The sequence below is a fragment of the Streptomyces sp. NPDC042100 genome, assembly GCF_055582325.1.
The window spans coordinates 165,123-181,117 of sequence record NZ_JBVJDK010000009.1 but is presented as its reverse complement, the minus strand read 5'-3'; the positions used below and the strand labels follow the sequence as shown (position 1 = coordinate 181,117).

16 protein-coding genes are annotated in these 15,995 nt (G+C 73.3%); 6 read left to right on the top strand and 10 right to left on the bottom strand.

Translation table 11 applies throughout. The features are described from left to right. Positions 1-37 precede the first annotated feature (37 nt). The gene (locus tag ACZ6J5_RS21715; RefSeq protein WP_469393874.1) at positions 38-1,891 is read left to right on the top strand and encodes a S9 family peptidase; all 1,854 of its coding nucleotides are present in this window, start codon (positions 38-40) and stop codon (positions 1,889-1,891) included. 23 nt (positions 1,892-1,914) lie between these two features. After that, positions 1,915-2,655: an SURF1 family protein gene (locus ACZ6J5_RS21710; protein ID WP_469393872.1), complete on the top strand. Its 741-nt coding sequence runs from the start codon at positions 1,915-1,917 to the stop codon at positions 2,653-2,655. A gap of 69 nt (positions 2,656-2,724) precedes the next feature. Here ACZ6J5_RS21710 and ACZ6J5_RS21705 read toward each other — a convergent pair whose 3' ends face one another. From ACZ6J5_RS21705 to ACZ6J5_RS21690, 4 genes are all read right to left on the bottom strand, one after another. Next, positions 2,725-3,837, bottom strand: coding sequence for a hypothetical protein (locus tag ACZ6J5_RS21705; protein ID WP_469393870.1), 1,113 nt, complete (start codon positions 3,835-3,837; stop codon positions 2,725-2,727). Beyond that, positions 3,834-4,418: a SigE family RNA polymerase sigma factor gene (locus ACZ6J5_RS21700; RefSeq protein ID WP_469394195.1), complete on the bottom strand. Its 585-nt coding sequence runs from the start codon at positions 4,416-4,418 to the stop codon at positions 3,834-3,836. The genes ACZ6J5_RS21705 and ACZ6J5_RS21700 overlap by 4 nt, the downstream gene beginning before the upstream one ends. A 413-nt stretch (positions 4,419-4,831) precedes the next feature. Further along, positions 4,832-5,878 (bottom strand): aspartate-semialdehyde dehydrogenase, encoded by a 1,047-nt coding sequence (locus ACZ6J5_RS21695; RefSeq protein ID WP_469393868.1) that lies wholly within the window; start codon positions 5,876-5,878, stop codon positions 4,832-4,834. 17 nt (positions 5,879-5,895) lie between these two features. Beyond that, the gene (locus ACZ6J5_RS21690; protein WP_469393866.1) at positions 5,896-7,176 is read right to left on the bottom strand and encodes an aspartate kinase; all 1,281 of its coding nucleotides are present in this window, start codon (positions 7,174-7,176) and stop codon (positions 5,896-5,898) included. Positions 7,177-7,462: 286 nt separating this feature from the next. Here ACZ6J5_RS21690 and ACZ6J5_RS21685 point away from each other — a divergent pair, with 286 nt between their 5' ends. Genes ACZ6J5_RS21685 through ACZ6J5_RS21675 form a run of 3 tightly spaced genes read left to right on the top strand, consistent with a single transcriptional unit; the run spans position 7,463 to position 10,004 of the window. Beyond that, complete coding sequence (locus tag ACZ6J5_RS21685; protein WP_469393864.1) at positions 7,463-8,368, top strand: ABC transporter substrate-binding protein; 906 nt, start codon at positions 7,463-7,465, stop codon at positions 8,366-8,368. A gap of 47 nt (positions 8,369-8,415) precedes the next feature. Continuing rightward, on the top strand, positions 8,416-9,261 hold the full coding sequence (locus tag ACZ6J5_RS21680; protein ID WP_469394193.1) for an amino acid ABC transporter permease: 846 nt from the start codon (positions 8,416-8,418) through the stop codon (positions 9,259-9,261). After that, on the top strand, positions 9,258-10,004 hold the full coding sequence (locus tag ACZ6J5_RS21675; protein ID WP_469393862.1) for an amino acid ABC transporter ATP-binding protein: 747 nt from the start codon (positions 9,258-9,260) through the stop codon (positions 10,002-10,004). The genes ACZ6J5_RS21680 and ACZ6J5_RS21675 overlap by 4 nt, the downstream gene beginning before the upstream one ends. Before the next feature lie 170 nt (positions 10,005-10,174). On the opposite strand, the gene ACZ6J5_RS21670 is transcribed toward ACZ6J5_RS21675, so the two are convergent. The 3 genes from ACZ6J5_RS21670 to ACZ6J5_RS21660 form a co-directional block, all read right to left on the bottom strand. Then, a complete protein-coding gene (locus ACZ6J5_RS21670) occupies positions 10,175-10,843 on the bottom strand; it encodes a DUF5063 domain-containing protein (RefSeq protein WP_469393860.1) in 669 nt (222 codons plus the stop codon). Positions 10,844-10,890: 47 nt separating this feature from the next. After that, the gene (gene recR, locus ACZ6J5_RS21665) at positions 10,891-11,490 is read right to left on the bottom strand and encodes a recombination mediator RecR (protein WP_469393858.1); all 600 of its coding nucleotides are present in this window, start codon (positions 11,488-11,490) and stop codon (positions 10,891-10,893) included. Between the two features lie 75 nt (positions 11,491-11,565). Then, on the bottom strand, positions 11,566-11,901 hold the full coding sequence (locus ACZ6J5_RS21660; RefSeq protein WP_469393856.1) for a YbaB/EbfC family nucleoid-associated protein: 336 nt from the start codon (positions 11,899-11,901) through the stop codon (positions 11,566-11,568). A gap of 260 nt (positions 11,902-12,161) precedes the next feature. Here ACZ6J5_RS21660 and ACZ6J5_RS21655 point away from each other — a divergent pair, with 260 nt between their 5' ends. Next, positions 12,162-12,908, top strand: a complete 747-nt coding sequence (locus ACZ6J5_RS21655) for an SLATT domain-containing protein (protein ID WP_469394191.1) — start codon at positions 12,162-12,164, stop codon at positions 12,906-12,908. Between the two features lie 21 nt (positions 12,909-12,929). Here the strand turns inward: ACZ6J5_RS21655 and ACZ6J5_RS21650 are convergent, their stop codons facing one another. The 3 genes from ACZ6J5_RS21650 to ACZ6J5_RS21640 all read right to left on the bottom strand — a co-directional run bounded on the left by ACZ6J5_RS21650 (position 12,930) and on the right by ACZ6J5_RS21640 (position 15,967). Further along, on the bottom strand, positions 12,930-13,583 hold the full coding sequence (locus ACZ6J5_RS21650) for a hypothetical protein (RefSeq protein WP_469393855.1): 654 nt from the start codon (positions 13,581-13,583) through the stop codon (positions 12,930-12,932). Positions 13,584-13,780: 197 nt separating this feature from the next. Beyond that, entirely contained in the window at positions 13,781-14,539 is a 759-nt protein-coding gene (locus ACZ6J5_RS21645) for a GntR family transcriptional regulator (protein ID WP_469393853.1), read from the bottom strand. 66 nt (positions 14,540-14,605) lie between these two features. Next, positions 14,606-15,967 (bottom strand): aminotransferase class III-fold pyridoxal phosphate-dependent enzyme, encoded by a 1,362-nt coding sequence (locus ACZ6J5_RS21640; RefSeq protein ID WP_469393851.1) that lies wholly within the window; start codon positions 15,965-15,967, stop codon positions 14,606-14,608. Positions 15,968-15,995: the final 28 nt, after the last annotated feature.

Sequence of the window (15,995 nt, the reverse complement as noted above, 5' to 3'; positions counted from 1 at the left end):
CGAACGAATTGTCGGCGGACCGGAGCATCATGGCTGCATGACCGAGAGCGAGGAGACCAAGGTGACGGAGAGCACGGCCGGCGGGACCGCGAGCGAGGACGTCCCCGGCTGGGAGCGGCGGTTCCGGGCGCCGCGGGTCTCCCTGCCCGAGTGGGCCGAGGAGGCGCCGGACCGCTCGCTGTTCGTGTCGAACGCGACGGGGACGTACGAGCTGTACGCCTGGGACCGGGCGGACGGCGGGCAGCGGCAGGTCACCGACCGGCCGAACGGGACGACGGACGGCACGCTCTCGCCCGACGGGCGGTGGATCTGGTGGTTCGCGGACACCGACGGCGACGAGTTCGGCGTGTGGCTGCGCCAGCCCTTCCACGGGGGCGCGGACGAGCCCGCCGTGCCGGGCCTGGAGCCCTCCTATCCGGCGGGCCTCGCCATCGGCCGGGACGGCACGGTCGTGGTGGGCCGCTCCACCGACGAGGACGGCTCGACCGTCCACCTGCTGCGGCCGGGCGCGCCGGAGCCGGTGGAGATCTACCGGCACCGCGAGTCGGCCGGCGTCGGGGACCTCTCGCACGACGGTTCGCTGATCGCCGTCGAGCACACCGAGCACGGCGACTCCATGCACTCGTCCATCCGGATCCTGCGGGCGGCGGACGGCTCGGTGGCGGCCGAGCTCGACGACACCGAGGGGGGCACGGAGGAGCTGGGGCTGAGCGTCCTCGGCTTCGCCCCGGTCGACGGCGACACCCGGCTGCTCGTGGGGCACCAGCGGCGCGGGCGCTGGGAGCCGATGCTGTGGGACGTGGCGACGGGCACCGAGACCGACCTGCGGCTCGACCTGCCGGGTGACGTGTCGGCCGAGTGGTATCCGGACGGCTCGGGGCTGCTCGTGGTGCACGGCTTCGAGGCCCGCAGCGAGCTGTGGCGGTACGAGATCGGCACCGGCGCCCTGGTCCGGGTGGAGACCCCGCCGGGCACGGTGTCGAGCGCGACGGCCCGCCCGGACGGCTCGGTGGAGTATCTGTGGTCCTCGGCCGCCCGGCCGCCCGTGGTGCGCTCCACGGACGGCTCGGTGGTGCTCGACCCGCCCGGCCCGAAGGCGCCGCCGTCGGTGCCGGTCGAGGACGTGTGGGTGGACGGTCCCGGCGGGCGGGTGCACGCGCTCGTGCAGCGCCCGGCGGAGGGCGAGGGCCCGTTCCCGACGGTCTTCGAGGTGCACGGCGGCCCGACCTGGCACGACAGCGACGCCTTCGCCTCCGGCCCGGCCGCGTGGGTGGACCACGGCTACGCGGTGGTCCGGGTCAACTACCGGGGCTCGACGGGCTACGGCCGGGAGTGGACCGACGCGCTCAAGCACCGGGTGGGGCTGATCGAGCTGGAGGACATCGGCGCGGTCCGGGAGTGGGCGGTGGCGAGCGGGCTGGCCGACCCGGAGCGGCTGGTGCTGTCCGGCGGCTCCTGGGGCGGCTATCTGACCCTGCTCGGCCTCGGCACCCAGCCGGAGGCGTGGGCGGTGGGGCTCGCCGCCGTGCCCGTCGCCGACTACGTGACGGCGTACGAGGACGAGATGGAGGCCCTGAAGGCGCTGGACCGCACGCTGCTCGGCGGCTCGCCCGAGGAGGTGCCGGAGCGGTTCGCCGCCTCCTCGCCGCTCACCTACGTGGACGCGGTGAAGGCGCCGGTGCACATCACGGCCGGGGTCAACGACCCGCGCTGCCCGATCCGGCAGATCGACAACTACGTGGACCGGCTCGCCGCCCGGGGCGCGGTGCACGACGTGTACCGGTACGACGCGGGGCACGGGTCGCTGGTCGTCGAGGAGCGGATCAAGCAGGTCGCCCTGGACCTGGCCTTCGCGGCCCGGCACCTGGGGACCCGGGCGAAGGGGGACTGAGGCCGCTTGCGTACGGTGGGGGTGTGTACCGGTTCCTGAGAACGCCCCGCTGGTGGGGGATCAACGTCTTCGTCCTGCTGGCGATCCCGTTCTGCGTGTTCATGGGGACCTGGCAGCTCGGCAAGTTCGAGGACCGCGTCGACTCCCACAGGGAGGCCGAGCGGCGGCCCGACCCGGCGACCCAGCGCACCGAGCCGCTGGACTCGCTGCTCCCCGTCGACAAGGAGACCTCGGGCCGGGTGGCCGAGGCCAGCGGGCGGTACGGGGAGCAGTTCCTGGTCCCCGACCGGACACTGGACGGGCGCTCCGGCGCGTACGTCCTCACCCTCCTGAAGACGGACGGCGGCAAGGTGCTGCCGGTGGTCCGGGGCTGGCTGCCCACGGGCACCGCGGCCCCCGCCCCGCCGTCCGGCGAGGTCACCGTCTCCGGCGCGCTCCAGGCCTCGGAGAATCCGGGCACCAAGGGCGTGAACACGGCGGGCGGGCTGCCGGCCGGGCAGCTCGGCATGATCAGTGCCGCCGCGCTGGTCAACGTGGTGACGGACGACGTCTACGACGCCTGGATCACGCTCGTGGACTCGCCCGCCGGGCTCGTCCCGGTGCCGGCCTCGGCCGCGGCCGGGACCAGCCTGGACATGAAGGCGTTCCAGAACCTGGGCTACACGGCCGAGTGGTTCGTCTTCGCCGGCTTCGTGCTCTTCATGTGGTTCCGGCTGGTCCGCCGGGAGGCCGAGGCCTCCCGGGACGCCGCCCTCGGGCTGTAGCCGGCCGGCCCTCCCAGGGCGGCCGGCCCCCGGGCCCCGGGGCCTGTGGCGTCAGGGGCCACAGGCGCCTCAGGAGGCGTCCAGGACTCCGGTGCGGTAGATCGTGCCCGCGCACGCGTGCGGGATGACCGTCTCGGCCGCCGGGCCGCCCGCCTCCGCCGTGTGCGTCACGGAGACACTGCCCTCGGCCGGGGCGCCGTCGGTCGCCAGCTGGGCGCTCGCCGGGTTGCCCGTCGTGCCCGTGCCGGCCGAGCCGCCGGTGGGGCCGGTCCCGCCGCCGCCTCCCGGCGTCGCCGTCGGGGTGGGCGTCGGCTCCGGGCCCGTGGTGGGACAGGTCTCGCTGGGCACCCAGGCGAAGCGCACCTCGTACGCGTTGGACGGGGGCAGCACCAGCGTCGGCGACTCCTGCCCGGGGTCGGGCAGGCCCCGCGCCGGGTCGCCGAAGGTGTGCTGGACGACGGCGATCTTCGCCGGGTCGGCCGCGCCGCGCGCCTGGAAGCCGATCCGTCCCGGGCCGCCGACCGCGCAGTCGCTGCCGGAGACGTTGGAGACGCGGAACCTGCCGTAGACCTTGCCCTCGGCGTCCGGGGCGCCCGCCTGCACGGAGCTGACGCTGAGCTGGCCGGCCTCGCAGACCGGCGAGGTGGGGACCGGCGAGCTGCTCGGGGTGCCGGCGTCGCCGCCGGAGCCGACGCCGCCGGTGCCGGGCACCGGAACGCTGGGCTTGCCCGCTCCCCCGGTGCCGCTCTCGGCCTCGGCCTCGGCGCCGGGGGCCGGGGTGCGGCTGCGCTGCCCGCCCTCGACGCCGGTCTCGGTGCCGGTGCCGCCCTGGGCCTGCTGGCCGTGGCCCGCGTTCACCGCCTTGTCGGCGCTGATGCCGCCCGAGGAGGCCACGTGGACGAGGGCCGGGACGGCCGTGCCGACGAGGACGACGGCGGCGGCCATGCCGACGACGGCCTGGCGCCTGCGGGCCCGGCGCGCGGGCACGGCCCGGCGCAGGTGCTCCAGGGTGCCCTCGGAGGGTTCGAGCCCGGACACCGCGCCGTGGAGCAGCAGCCGCAGCGCCGACTCGTCGTCGGCGGCCGCGGAGGGTTCCGGCGGTTCGTTCAGCATGGCGCGTCTGCCCAGGTCGTTCCGGTCGTCGTGCTCGGGGCGCGTCCCGCCGCCTGACGGGCCGCTCATGCGTTCGCCTCCATCGCGACGCGCAGCGCCGCGATGCCGCGCGAGCCGTACGCCTTCACCGAGCCGAGGGAGATCCCGAGCGTCTCGGCCACCTGAGCCTCGGTCATGTCCGCGAAGTAGCGCAGCACCAGGACCTCGCGCTGGCGCCGCTGGAGGCCGCGCATGGCCTTGATCAGCGCGTCCCGCTCCAGCTGGTCGTAGGCGCCCTCCTCGGCGCTCGCCATGTCGGGCATCGGCTTCGAGAGCAGCTTCAGCCCGAGGATGCGGCGGCGCAGCGCGGAGCGCGAGAGGTTGACGACCGTCTGGCGCAGGTAGGCCAGGGTCTTCTCGGGGTCACGCACCCGGCCGCGGGCCGAGTGGACCCGGATGAAGGCCTCCTGCACGACGTCCTCGCAGGAGGCGGTGTCGTCGAGGAGCAGGGCGGCCAGCCCGAGCAGCGAGCGGTAGTGCGAGCGGTAGGTCTCGGTGAGGTGGTCGACGGTGGTGCCGGCGGCGATCGCGTCGTCGGCGCCCTCGCGGGGCGCCGGGATGCCGTTCACGGTCGGTCGGGTTCTGATGGGCATCGGGGCGATCACCGGTATGCCGCCGGCCGGGCGCTGCCGCCGGAGCGGGCGCGCCGCGGTGCCGCGCAGCGGGATGACCGCAGCGATGTCGAGTACCTCTGCCACGCCTGTTGGACACGCCGACCCCCGTCAGGGTTGTACGCGTACGGCACCGTTTTTGACGGTGCGTCGTTCGTCCTCATGCGTACCCGTTCTCCCCCGATGCCCCGCTTCCGCGGTGTGCTTCGCGCTGTCCGGACGGCCACTCAGTGAATGGGTGCACGCGAAGACGCCGCCTGCCCGACCGCCGGTTGCGGAGGGGAGGGAACAGCATCGTCATCCAGGACATCTGACCTGTTCAAGAGGCGTCCGAAGCCGATTTGCTCACAAGGGCTTCACAGATCGTACAAAGTTGAGCGGAGTCGCGGTGCCGATTTCCGGACACCCGCCGCTCAGTCGGCGATGATCGACTCGGCGATCTGCAGGGCGTTCAGGGCGGCTCCCTTGCGCAGGTTGTCCGCGCAGACGAAGAGCTCCAGGGCCCGCTCGTCGTCGAGCGAGCGCCGCACCCGGCCGGCCCAGGCCGGATCGGTGCCCACGACGTCCGCCGGGGTGGGGAAGTCGCCGCTGGCGGGATCGTCGTACAGCACCACGCCGGGCGCGGTGGCCAGGATCTCGTGGGCGCGCGGGACGGTGACGGGCCGTTCGAAGCGGGCGTGCACCGAGACGGCGTGCCCGGCGACGACGGGGACCCGGACGCAGGTGGCGGCCACCGGCAGCCCCGGCAGGCCCAGGACCTTGCGGGTCTCCTCGCGGACGGCGAGCTCCTCGGAGGACCAGCCGTCGGCCGCGGGGCTCCCGGACCAGGGCAGCACGTTGAGCGCGACGGGGCCGGGGAAGGGTCCGGTGCGCTCGCCGACGGCCCGGCGCACGTCCCCGGGCTGGACGCCCAGTTCGCTGCCGGTGACCAGGGCGAGCTGTTCGCGGAGCGCCGCGGTGCCCGCCCGGCCGGCTCCGCTGGCCGCCTGCTGGACGGTGACGACCAGCTCGGCCAGGCCGAACTCGGCGTGCAGGGCGCCCACGGCGGCGATCAGCGCCAGGGTGGAGCAGCCGGGGCTGGCGACGATGCCGCGCGGCCGGATCCGGGCGGCGTGCGGGTTGATCTCGGGGACCACCAGCGGCACGTCCGGGTCGGCCCGGAAGGCGGCGGAGGTGTCCACGACGACCGCGCCCTTGGCGGCGGCGATCGGCGCCCAGCGGGCGGCGATCTCGTCGGGTACGAGGAAGAGGGCGAGGTCGACGCCTTCCAGCGCCTCCTCGCTCAGCGCGAGGACCTCGCTCTCCTCCCCCCGCACGGCCAGCGCGCGGCCGGCCGAGCGGGGGGAGGCGAGCAGCCGTATCTCGCCCCAGACGTCCGCGCGGTGCGTGAGCATCCGGCGCAGCACGGCGCCGACCGCCCCGGTCGCTCCCACGACGGCGAGCGTCGCCTCTCCGCGCATCCGCAGACGTCCGGTGGTCAGCGGCCGGTGCCGCCGTAGACGACGGCCTCGTCCGAGTCGCTGTCCAGGCCGAAGGCGGTGTGGACGGCGCGCACGGCCTCGTTGACGTCGTCGGCGCGGGTGACGACCGAGATGCGGATCTCCGAGGTGGAGATCAGCTCGATGTTCACGCCCGCGTCGGACAGCGCCTTGAAGAAGTCCGCGGTGACCCCGGGGTTGGTCTTCATGCCGGCGCCGACGAGGGAGATCTTGCCGATCTGGTCGTCGTAGCGGAGCGAGTCGAAGCCGATGACGGGCTTCGTCTTCTCCAGGGCGTCGATGGCCTTGCGGCCCTCGGCCTTGGGGAGCGTGAAGGAGATGTCCGTGAGGCCCGTGGAGGCCGCGGACACGTTCTGCACGATCATGTCGATGTTGATCTCGGCGTCCGCGACGGCCCGGAAGATCGCGGCGGCCTCGCCCGGCTTGTCCGGGACGCCGACGACGGTGATCTTCGCCTCGGAGGTGTCGTGGGCGACACCGGAGATGATGGCCTGCTCCACCTGCTCGGCTCCTTGCTCGACGGGTCGTTCGTTGCTGACCCAGGTGCCCTGCAGTCCGGAGAAGGACGAGCGGACGTGGATCGGGATGTTGTAGCGGCGCGCGTACTCGACGCAGCGGTGCAGCAGCACCTTGGAGCCGGAGGCCGCGAGCTCCAGCATGTCCTCGAAGGAGATCCAGTCGATCTTCCGCGCCTTCTTCACCACGCGCGGGTCGGCGGTGAAGACGCCGTCGACGTCGGTGTAGATCTCGCAGACCTCGGCGTCGAGCGCGGCGGCCAGGGCGACCGCGGTCGTGTCCGAGCCGCCCCGGCCCAGGGTGGTGATGTCCTTCTTGTCGGCGGACACGCCCTGGAAGCCGGCGACGATGGCGATGTTGCCCTCGTCCAGCGCGGTGCGGATGCGGCCCGGCGTGACATCGATGATGCGAGCTTTGTTGTGGACCGAGTCGGTGATGACACCGGCCTGGCTGCCCGTGAACGACTGGGCCTCGTGGCCCAGGTTTTTGATCGCCATGGCCAGCAGGGCCATGGAGATCCGCTCTCCTGCGGTCAGCAGCATGTCGAACTCACGGCCGGCCGGCATCGGGGATACCTGCCCGGCGAGATCGATCAACTCGTCCGTCGTGTCGCCCATCGCGGAGACCACGACGACCACCTGGTGGCCGTTCTTCTTGGCTTCCACGATTCGCTTGGCGACGCGCTTGATGCCCTCGGCATCGGCAACGGAGGAGCCTCCGTACTTCTGCACGACAAGGCCCACGTGCGCTCCTCGCTCAGTCCTCGCCGCAGCACGCGCTGCGGTCGGCTCAGTCTAACGAGGGACCGGAAAACGCCGACCTGATATCGCATGGTGAGACAGACTGCTCAGAGGGTGATCATCGGAAGCGGCGGGCGCCCCACGGCGCCGCCCGCCCGGTCCCGCGCCCCCTCGGCCGCCCCGCCCGGCCCCATAGCGGCTGGCAACACCCCCGACACAATGGTTCCGGCATACGAGACGACAACGGTGTGACCTGGACACATGCCCGCCCGGCTGCCACTCTCCCGCCATGCGCACTCGCTCCGCCGCCATAGCCGCGGCCTCCGTCCTCTCCGCCGTCGCGGCCCTGGCCACGTCCGGCTGCGCGCCCCAGGAGACGGCCGGCAGCGCCTCGGGCACGTCCTCCGCCTCGGCCTCCGGCGGCGGTACGGCCGGGGGTTCCTGCACCGCGGCCGCGCTCGCCACCAAGGCCAAGGGGAAGCTCACCGTCGGCACCGACACGCCCGCGTACGCCCCCTGGTTCCAGGACGACGACCCGGCCAACGGCAAGGGCTACGAGTCCGCCGTCGCGTACGCCGTGGCGAAGCGGCTCGGCTTCGCCCAGGGCGACGTCGTCTGGCAGAAGGTCGCCTTCAACAACGCCTTCGCCCCCGGCGCCAAGACCTTCGACTTCGACGTCAACCAGGTGTCGATCAGCGAGGACCGCCGCAAGGCCGTGGACCTCTCCTCCGGCTACTACGACGTCCGCCAGGCGATCATCGCGCTGAAGGACTCCAAGGCGGCCAAGGCGACGAGCCTGGCCGACCTCAAGGGCGCCAAGCTGGGCGCGCAGGTCGGCACCACCAGCCTCGACGTCGTCAACGACCTCATCAAGCCGGACCAGCAGCCGTCCGTCTTCCAGAAGAACGACCTCGCCAAGGCCGCGCTCAAGAACGGCCAGGTCGACGCGATCGTCGTGGACCTGCCCACCGCCTTCTACATCACCGGCGCCGAGGTCACCGAGGCCAAGGTCGTCGGCCAGTTCGAGACCCCCGCCGGCGCCGCCAAGGAGCAGTTCGGCCTCGTCCTCGACAAGGACAGCGCGCTGACCTCCTGCGTCTCCAAGGCCGTCGACGCGCTGCGCGCGGACGGCACCCTGGCCGCCATCGAGAAGCAGTGGCTGTCCGACGCCGCCGGCGCCCCGGTGCTGAAGTGACCACCCTGGAGAAGCCGGGCAAGGCCGGGGAGGACTCCCCCGGCCACATGTACCGGCCGTCGCGGCGGCGGATCGAGCGCGAGCGCTACAAGCGCGCCCGCACCCGCCGCGCGACGGCGATCGCCACCCTCAGCTCCGCCGCCACCCTGACGGCGCTGTTCTTCGTGATCACCGGCTCCCCCGGCTGGCCGCGCACGAAGGAGACCTTCTTCGACCCGGAGTACGCGCGCCAGGCGCTGCCCAAGGTCCTCGACGGCCTCTGGCTCAATCTGCAGTTGCTCCTCGTCTGCGGCGCCGTCACCCTCGTGCTCGGCCTGCTGCTCGCCGTCGCCCGCACCCTGCGCGGCCCGGCGTTCTTCCCGCTGCGCGCGCTGGCCACCGCGTACGTCGACTTCTTCCGCGGCCTGCCGCTGATCATCTGCCTGCTCGCGGTGATCTTCGGCGTCCCCGCGCTGCGCCTCCAGGGCGTGCCCACCGACCCCGTCGTGCTGGGCGGCACCGCGCTGGTGCTCACCTACTCGGCGTACATGGCCGAGGTCTTCCGCGCCGGCATCGAGAGCGTCCACCCCAGCCAGCGGGCCGCCGCCCGCTCGCTCGGCCTCTCCAACGCCCAGACCATGCGCTTCGTCGTCCTGCCGCAGGCCGTCCGCCGGGTCGTGCCGCCGCTCCTCAACGACCTGGTGTCGCTCCAGAAGGACACCGGCCTGGTCTCCATCGCGGGCGCGGTCGACGCCGTGTACGCGGCGCAGATCCTCGCCAGCAAGACCTTCAACTACACCCCGTACGTCGTCGCGGGCCTCGTGTTCGTCGTGCTCACGATCCCCATGACCCGCTTCACCGACTGGGTCACCGCGCGCATGAACCGGCGCCAGTCGCAGGGAGGCACCGTATGACCGCGGTCCTGAGGCTCGAATCCGTCCGCAAGACCTACGCCGGGCACCCCGTGCTGCGCGAGGTGGACCTGGAGGTCCCGCAGCACTCCGTCACCGTGCTGATCGGCGCCTCCGGCTCCGGCAAGTCGACCCTGCTGCGCTGCGCGAACCTCCTGGAGGAGATCGACGACGGCGCGATCTTCCTGGACGGCGAGGACATCACCGACCCGCGCGTCGACGCCGACGCCGTACGCCGCCGGATCGGCGTGGTCTTCCAGGCGTACAACCTCTTCCCGCACATGAGCGTGCTCGACAACGTCACGCTCGCCCCGCGCCGGGTGCACCGCACCGAGCGCCGGGAGGCCGAGGAGCACGCCCGCGAGCTGCTCACCCGGCTCGGGCTCGGCGACAAGGCGGCCGAGTACCCGGACCGGCTCAGCGGCGGCCAGCAGCAGCGCGTGGCGATCGCCCGCGCCCTGGCCTGCCGGCCGCGGCTGCTGCTCCTCGACGAGGTGACGGCGGCGCTCGACCCGGAGCTGGTCGGCGAGGTCCTGAACGTCGTCCGGGACCTCAAGGAGGAGGGCATGACGATGGTCATCGCCACCCACGAGATGGGCTTCGCCCGCGAGGTCGCCGACCAGGTCTGCTTCCTGGCCGACGGCGTCGTCCTGGAGCGCGGCACCTCCGCCGAGGTCTTCGGCGCGCCCACGCACGAGCGCACCCAGCGCTTCCTGAAGCGGATCGTGGAGGCGGGGCGGCTCTAGGGGGTGTCGTCCAACCCCCGTCTGCCTCGGGGAGGGCTCGGGCCGCTCCCGGAGGGCTCGGGCCGCTCCCGGAGGGCTCGGGCCGCTCCGGAGGGCTGGGGCCGCTCCCGGAGGGCTGAGGCCGCCCGGGGAGGGCTGAGGCCGCCCCCCGAGGGCTCCCGGCGGGCTCCTCAGCCCTTCGGGCCGCCCAGGCCCAGGCCCAGCGGGCCCGCGATCTCCTCGGCCATCACCCGGCCCGCCTCCTCGGCCAGGTCCTCCTCGGTGAGGTCCTCGTCCGTGTCGAGGCCGTCCAGGGCCGCCAGCGGCTGGTCGAGCCGCACATGGGCGACGAGGGACTGGAGGGCGCGCAGGGTGGCGGAGGCCGTGGGGCCCCAGTTCGAGAAGTACGAGAACTGCCACCACCACAGCGCCTCGCTGGTCCGGCCCGCCCGGTAGTGGGCGAGACCGTGCCGCAGGTCGGTGACGATGTCGGCGAGGTTGTCGGAGATACGGGCCGGGACGGGCGCCTTGCGCGGCTCGTACGGGTCGAAGACCTCCGAGAACACGTCCACCGGCTCCAGCAGCACCGCGAACCGCAGCCGCAGCTCGTCCACGTCCAGGTCCGGGCCCGGGTCCGGCTCGTAGCGCTCGTCCGGGACGATGTCCGCGTGCGCGCCCAGCCGCCCGCCCGCCAGCAGCAGCTGGGAGACCTCCAGGAGCAGGAAGGGCACCGCGCTGTCGGGCTCGTCGCCCTTGGCGACCTCGGTCGTCGCCACGATGAAGCTCTCGATCGAGTCGGCGATCTGGACGGCGAAGTCGTCCGGGTCCTGCGTGATGGAGTGCAGCGTGGCGTCAGACATCGAGGAGCCTCCCTGAGAGTGCGCCGTCGTGCGCACGGACCCGGTCGTCATACATCTAGCAGCCGCCGCCCCTCGAAGGCACGCCCCAGCGTCACCTCGTCCGCGTATTCGAGGTCGCCGCCGACCGGCAGACCGCTCGCGAGCCGGGTCACCCTCAGGCCCATCGGCTTGATCATCCGGGCCAGGTACGTGGCGGTGGCCTCGCCCTCCAGATTGGGGTCGGTGGCCAGGATCAGCTCCGTGACCGTGCCGTCCGCCAGGCGGGCCAGCAGCTCGCGGATCCGCAGGTCGTCCGGGCCGACGCCCTCGATCGGGCTGATCGCGCCGCCGAGCACGTGGTAGCGGCCGCGGAACTCGCGGGTCCGCTCGATCGCCACGACGTCCTTCGGCTCCTCGACCACGCAGACCACCGTCAGGTCGCGGCGCGGGTCGCGGCAGATGTTGCACTGCTCCTGCTGCGCCACGTTCCCGCAGACCGCGCAGAACCGGACCTTCTCCTTGACCTCCAGGAGGGCCTGCGCGAGCCGGCGCACATCGGTCGGCTCGGCCTGGAGGACGTGGAAGGCGATCCGCTGCGCGCTCTTGGGACCGACGCCGGGCAGCCTGCCCAGCTCGTCGATGAGGTCCTGAACCACGCCTTCGTACAACGGAACGCCCTTCTCGGAAGTGCTTGATTCTTACGGTAGTGGCTGGAAACCGGTGCCAGAAGAGGGAAACCGGGGTCAGAAGAGGCCCGGCATCCCGCCGCCCAGGCCCTGCGCCAGCGGGCCGAGCTTGGACTGCTGGAGCTGCTGCGCGTTGTCGTTGGCGGCCTGCACGGCGGCCACGATCAGGTCCGCCAGCGTCTCGGTGTCCTCCGGGTCGACCGCCTTCGGGTCGATGACCAGGCCGCGCAGCTCACCGGAGCCGGTCACGGTGGCCTTGACCAGGCCGCCGCCCGCCTGCCCGTCCACCTCGGTCCTCGCCAGCTCCTCCTGGGCGCGGGCGAGGTCCTGCTGCATCTTCTGCGCCTGCTGGAGGAGCTGCTGCATGTTGGGCTGGCCACCACCGGGGATCACGGTCACTCCTCAGGTTCAGGGACTTGGTGAAACGAGCCTACGTGGTCGTCGAGCGGGGTGCCGACACAACACTTTCGGGTGAGAAACCGTGGGCTCCCCTACCTGATCAAGACCCTCTTGCGGGCGGAAATCCCGGGATTCCGGGCCCGCCGCCCACCATTCGGCGGTAGGAAGGGCGGGCACCACGTGCACCGCGCGTCACAGAAGGACACGAGCGCCGAGCTGAACAGAGGAGTTCCCCGGTGAGCCAGCAGCCGGACATGCAGCCGCAGCCGGGGAATCCCGAAGGCCAGGGCCGGACCGGCGGGACGGACGGAGCCGGCGGTCCGGCGCCCGACCGCGACCTGACCGGGTCGCCCTTCCCCCTCGGCGACTGGGGCGAACCCGCCGAGCGCCTCGACGAGCTCTACCGCTGGGTCGAGACGAACGCCCTGCGCACCGCCGAGTGGTACCTGTCCGACCGGGTCTGGAAGCGCCGCGCCGCGCGCGTGCTGCGGCTCGGCACCGCCCTCGGGGTGACCGCCGGGGCCGCCCTGCCGCTGCTCGACCTGACCGGGGTGGCCCGGGGCGCGGCCGGCTGGGGCTATCTGTCGCTGCTGCTCGGCGCCGCCTGCCTGGCCTGCGACCGGTACTTCGGGCTGACCTCGGGCTGGATGCGGGCCGTGGCCACCACGCAGGCCGTGCAGCGGCGGCTCCAGTCGCTCCAGTTCGACTGGGCCTCGGAGAGCGTGCGCGAGGTCCTCGGCCCCACCGAGGGGACGGCCAGCGAGGCCGCCGAGCGCTGTCTGGGGGTGCTGCGCCGCTTCTCGGAGGACGTGACGGAGCTGGTCCGGGCGGAGACGGCGGACTGGATGGTCGAATTCCGCTCGGGCCCGGCGCCGCTGGCGCTCCAGGCGGTCGGCACCTCGACGGCCCGCCCCGAGGGCGGGCACCCCTCGGGGCGCTTCCCGCTCCCCCCGGGCACCCGGCCGAACATGCCCCGGCAGCGCCCGCCGGAGCCGCGCTGAGCCCCTGGCGGCCCCGCCGCCTCAGCTCAGGATGATCATCGAGCCCTGGGCGAGGCTGCGGGTCGCCGCCGCGTGGAGGCCGAGCCAGACGTGCCGCTCGCGGGCGAAGGGGCTGTCGTCCTGGTACGGGACGGGGGCGGCGGGCTCCTCCAGGGCCGTGGGCCGCTCCGGGGCCGCGGGCGCGGCCGGCGGGTTGGCCGGGTCGATGCCGATGGCGGGCGCGACGAACTGGAGCTCGCGCAGCAGGCCGTGCGAGGAGCCCAGCGGGCCGCCGCCCTCCAGGAGCTCGTCGTTGGAGAGGGGTACGGGGAAGTCGACGGGCACGTAGGCGCCCGCGTGGTCGTAGTGCCAGACCAGGTGGGACTGCTGGGCGGTGGCCTCGAACATCTCCAGGAGCTGCTCGTAGTCGCCGCCGAGCTCGCCGACCGGCTCGACCGGCAGGCCGCACATCTGGAGCAGGTAGGCGCGGCGCAGGAAGTGCAGGGCCTCGTAGTCGAAGCCCGCGACCGGGGCGACGTCGCCGGAGAGCCCCGGCATGTAGGCGTAGACGGGCACGGCGGGCAGCCCGGCCGTGGTGAGGGCGTGGTCGTAGGCGGCGATCTCTTCGGCGAAGGGGTTGTCGGCGCTGTGGCACAGCACGTCGACGAGGGGGACCAGCCACAGGTCACAGGCCAAGGGAGGCTCGCTCTCCGTCAGTTCGCGGGGTCGGCACGGGCGGTGTGCAGGGACGGCCAGGGTAGTCGGGCCCCCGCGCGCCGCACACCCCGCCGGGGAACTGCCCCGGCGCGGGCCGCCTCAACCGGCGGCGGGCCCATCGCGGCGCCCGGAGCCGGCCGGATCCGCCCGATCCGGCCCGATCCGGCCGCCTCGGCTCAGCGGGGGCGGCGCTCCCGGCGCTCGGACCCCTCCGGTCGCTCCGGTCGCTCCGGTCTCTCCAGCCGCTCCAGCCGCTCCAGCCGCTGCGCCCATTCCAGGGCGCGCGCGTTGTGGTCCCGTACGACGGTGACGGCGGTGTCCGCGTCGCCTCGGGTGACCGCGTCGACCAGCTCGACGTGCCCGCTCCACAGCCGGCGGGTGTACTCGGCGTCGGCGCGCAGGTGGGGCACGGCGAAGACCCAGGCCTGGACGCGCAGCCGGTGCAGGAAGTCGGCGATGTGGTCGTTGGCCGAGACCAGCCGCCCCAGCTCACGCCAGTAGCGGATGTCGTAGCCGATGAGGACCTCCAGCTCGCCGGCCCGCGCCGCGCGGGCGGCGGCCTCGCCCCGGCGCCGTATGGAGACCAGGGTGACCCCGTACGAGAGGTCGGGTTCGGCGGGCGGGGTGCGGGGGGCGGCGCGGCGGAAGATGCCGTCGACGACGAGCATCCGGGCCTCGACCATGCCCCGGTAGTCGGCGACCGAGAAGCGGTGCACGCGGAAGCCTCGGTGCTGGTCGGAGTCGAGCAGGCCCTGGGCGCAGAGGTCCACGAGCGCCTCGCGCACGGGGGTCGCGGACACCCCGTACTGCTCGGCGATCTGCTTGACGGTGAATTCCTCACCAGGCGCGAGACGCCCCGCGAGGACTTCGTCACGCAGCGCGTCCGCGATCTGCTGCCGCAGGGTGTTGCGGGTGACAGCTCCGCTCGCGGGCATGGTGGTCGGCCCCCTCCGTCCGGCTCCCGGACACCCTAGTCCAGGGCACGGAGGGGGCCGGTTTCGTCACACGGTGTAGCGGTCCGCCACGGTCAGCGCGGCGTCGAGGGCCGCCAGGCCCTCCTTGGCTTCCGCCTCGGAGACGTTGCAGGCGGGGACCGCGTGGGTGCGGTTCATGTTGACGAAGGGCCACAGGCCGTTCTTCTTCGCCTCGGCGGCGAAGGCCGCCATGGGGGCGGCGTCCGCGCCGGAGGCGTTGTACGGGACGAGCGGCTCGCGGGTCTCGCGGTTCTTGACCAGCTCCAGCGCCCAGAAGACGCCGAGGCCGCGCACGTCGCCGACGGACGGGTGGCGCTCGGCGAGCTCGCGCAGGCCGGGGCCGAGGACCGTCTCGCCGATGTGGGCGGCGTGCTCGACGACCTTCTCCTCCTCCATGACCTGGATCGTCGCCACGGCGGCGGCGCAGGCCAGCGGGTGGCCGGAGTAGGTCAGGCCGCCCGGGTAGGGGCGCTGGTCGAAGGTCGCGGCGATCTTCTCGCTGATGGCGACGCCGCCGAGCGGGACGTAGCCGGAGTTCACGCCCTTGGCGAAGGTCAGCAGGTCGGGCACGACGCCGAAGTGCTCGGCGGCGAACCACTTGCCGGTGCGGCCGAAGCCGGACATGACCTCGTCGAGGATGAAGACGATGCCGTACTTGTCGCAGATCTCGCGGACGCCGGCCAGGTAGCCGGGCGGCGGGGTCATGATGCCGGCGGTGCCGGGCACGGACTCCAGGATGATCGCGGCGACGGTGTGCGGGCCCTCGAACGCGATGGTGTCCTCAAGGTGCTGGAGGGCGCGGGCGCACTCCTCGGCCTCGTCCGCCGCGTAGAACGGCGAGCGGTAGAGGAACGGCGCCCAGAAGTGCTTCACACCGGCGGAGGCGGTGTCGGAGGGCCAGCGGCGCGGGTCGCCGGTCAGGTTGATCGCGGTGTGGGTGCCGCCGTGGTACGAGCGGTAGGCCGAGAGCAGCTTGGCCCGGCCCGTGTGCAGACGGGCCATGCGGACGGCGTTCTCGACGGCCTCGGCGCCGCCGTTGGTGAAGAAGATCTTGCTCAGGTCGCCCGGGGTGCGCTCGGCGATCAGGCGGGCGGCCTCGGAGCGGGGCTCCACGGCGAAGGCGGGCGCGAAGGTCGCCAGCTTGCCGGCCTGCTCCTGGATGGCCGCGACGACCTTCGGGTGCTGGTAGCCGACGTTGGTGTAGACGAGACCGCTGGTGAAGTCGAGGTAGCGGTTTCCTTCGTAGTCCCAGAAGTACGAACCCTCGGCGCCGGCGACGGCGAGCGGGTCGATCAGGCCCTGGGCGGACCAGGAGTGGAACACGTGCGCGCGGTCGGCGGCCTTGACGGCCGCACCGGCCTGGGGGTCGGGCTCGACATGAGGGGTCATGGGTCGAGGGTAAGGAACCGCAGGTGGG

Excerpts from the sequence above, each read along its gene's own strand:
- ACZ6J5_RS21675 (WP_469393862.1), top strand. The coding sequence starts at position 9,258 with ATGACCGCGGTCCTGAGGCTCGAATCCGTCCGCAAGACCTACGCCGGG.
- ACZ6J5_RS21705 (WP_469393870.1), bottom strand. The coding sequence starts at position 3,837 with ATGAGCGGCCCGTCAGGCGGCGGGACGCGCCCCGAGCACGACGACCGG.
- ACZ6J5_RS21645 (WP_469393853.1), bottom strand. The coding sequence starts at position 14,539 with ATGCCCGCGAGCGGAGCTGTCACCCGCAACACCCTGCGGCAGCAGATC.
- ACZ6J5_RS21715 (WP_469393874.1), top strand. The coding sequence starts at position 38 with ATGACCGAGAGCGAGGAGACCAAGGTGACGGAGAGCACGGCCGGCGGG.
- ACZ6J5_RS21695 (WP_469393868.1), bottom strand. The coding sequence starts at position 5,878 with ATGCGCGGAGAGGCGACGCTCGCCGTCGTGGGAGCGACCGGGGCGGTC.
- ACZ6J5_RS21640 (WP_469393851.1), bottom strand. The coding sequence starts at position 15,967 with ATGACCCCTCATGTCGAGCCCGACCCCCAGGCCGGTGCGGCCGTCAAG.
- ACZ6J5_RS21670 (WP_469393860.1), bottom strand. The coding sequence starts at position 10,843 with ATGTCTGACGCCACGCTGCACTCCATCACGCAGGACCCGGACGACTTC.
- ACZ6J5_RS21680 (WP_469394193.1), top strand. The coding sequence starts at position 8,416 with ATGTACCGGCCGTCGCGGCGGCGGATCGAGCGCGAGCGCTACAAGCGC.
- ACZ6J5_RS21685 (WP_469393864.1), top strand. The coding sequence starts at position 7,463 with ATGCGCACTCGCTCCGCCGCCATAGCCGCGGCCTCCGTCCTCTCCGCC.
- ACZ6J5_RS21655 (WP_469394191.1), top strand. The coding sequence starts at position 12,162 with ATGCAGCCGCAGCCGGGGAATCCCGAAGGCCAGGGCCGGACCGGCGGG.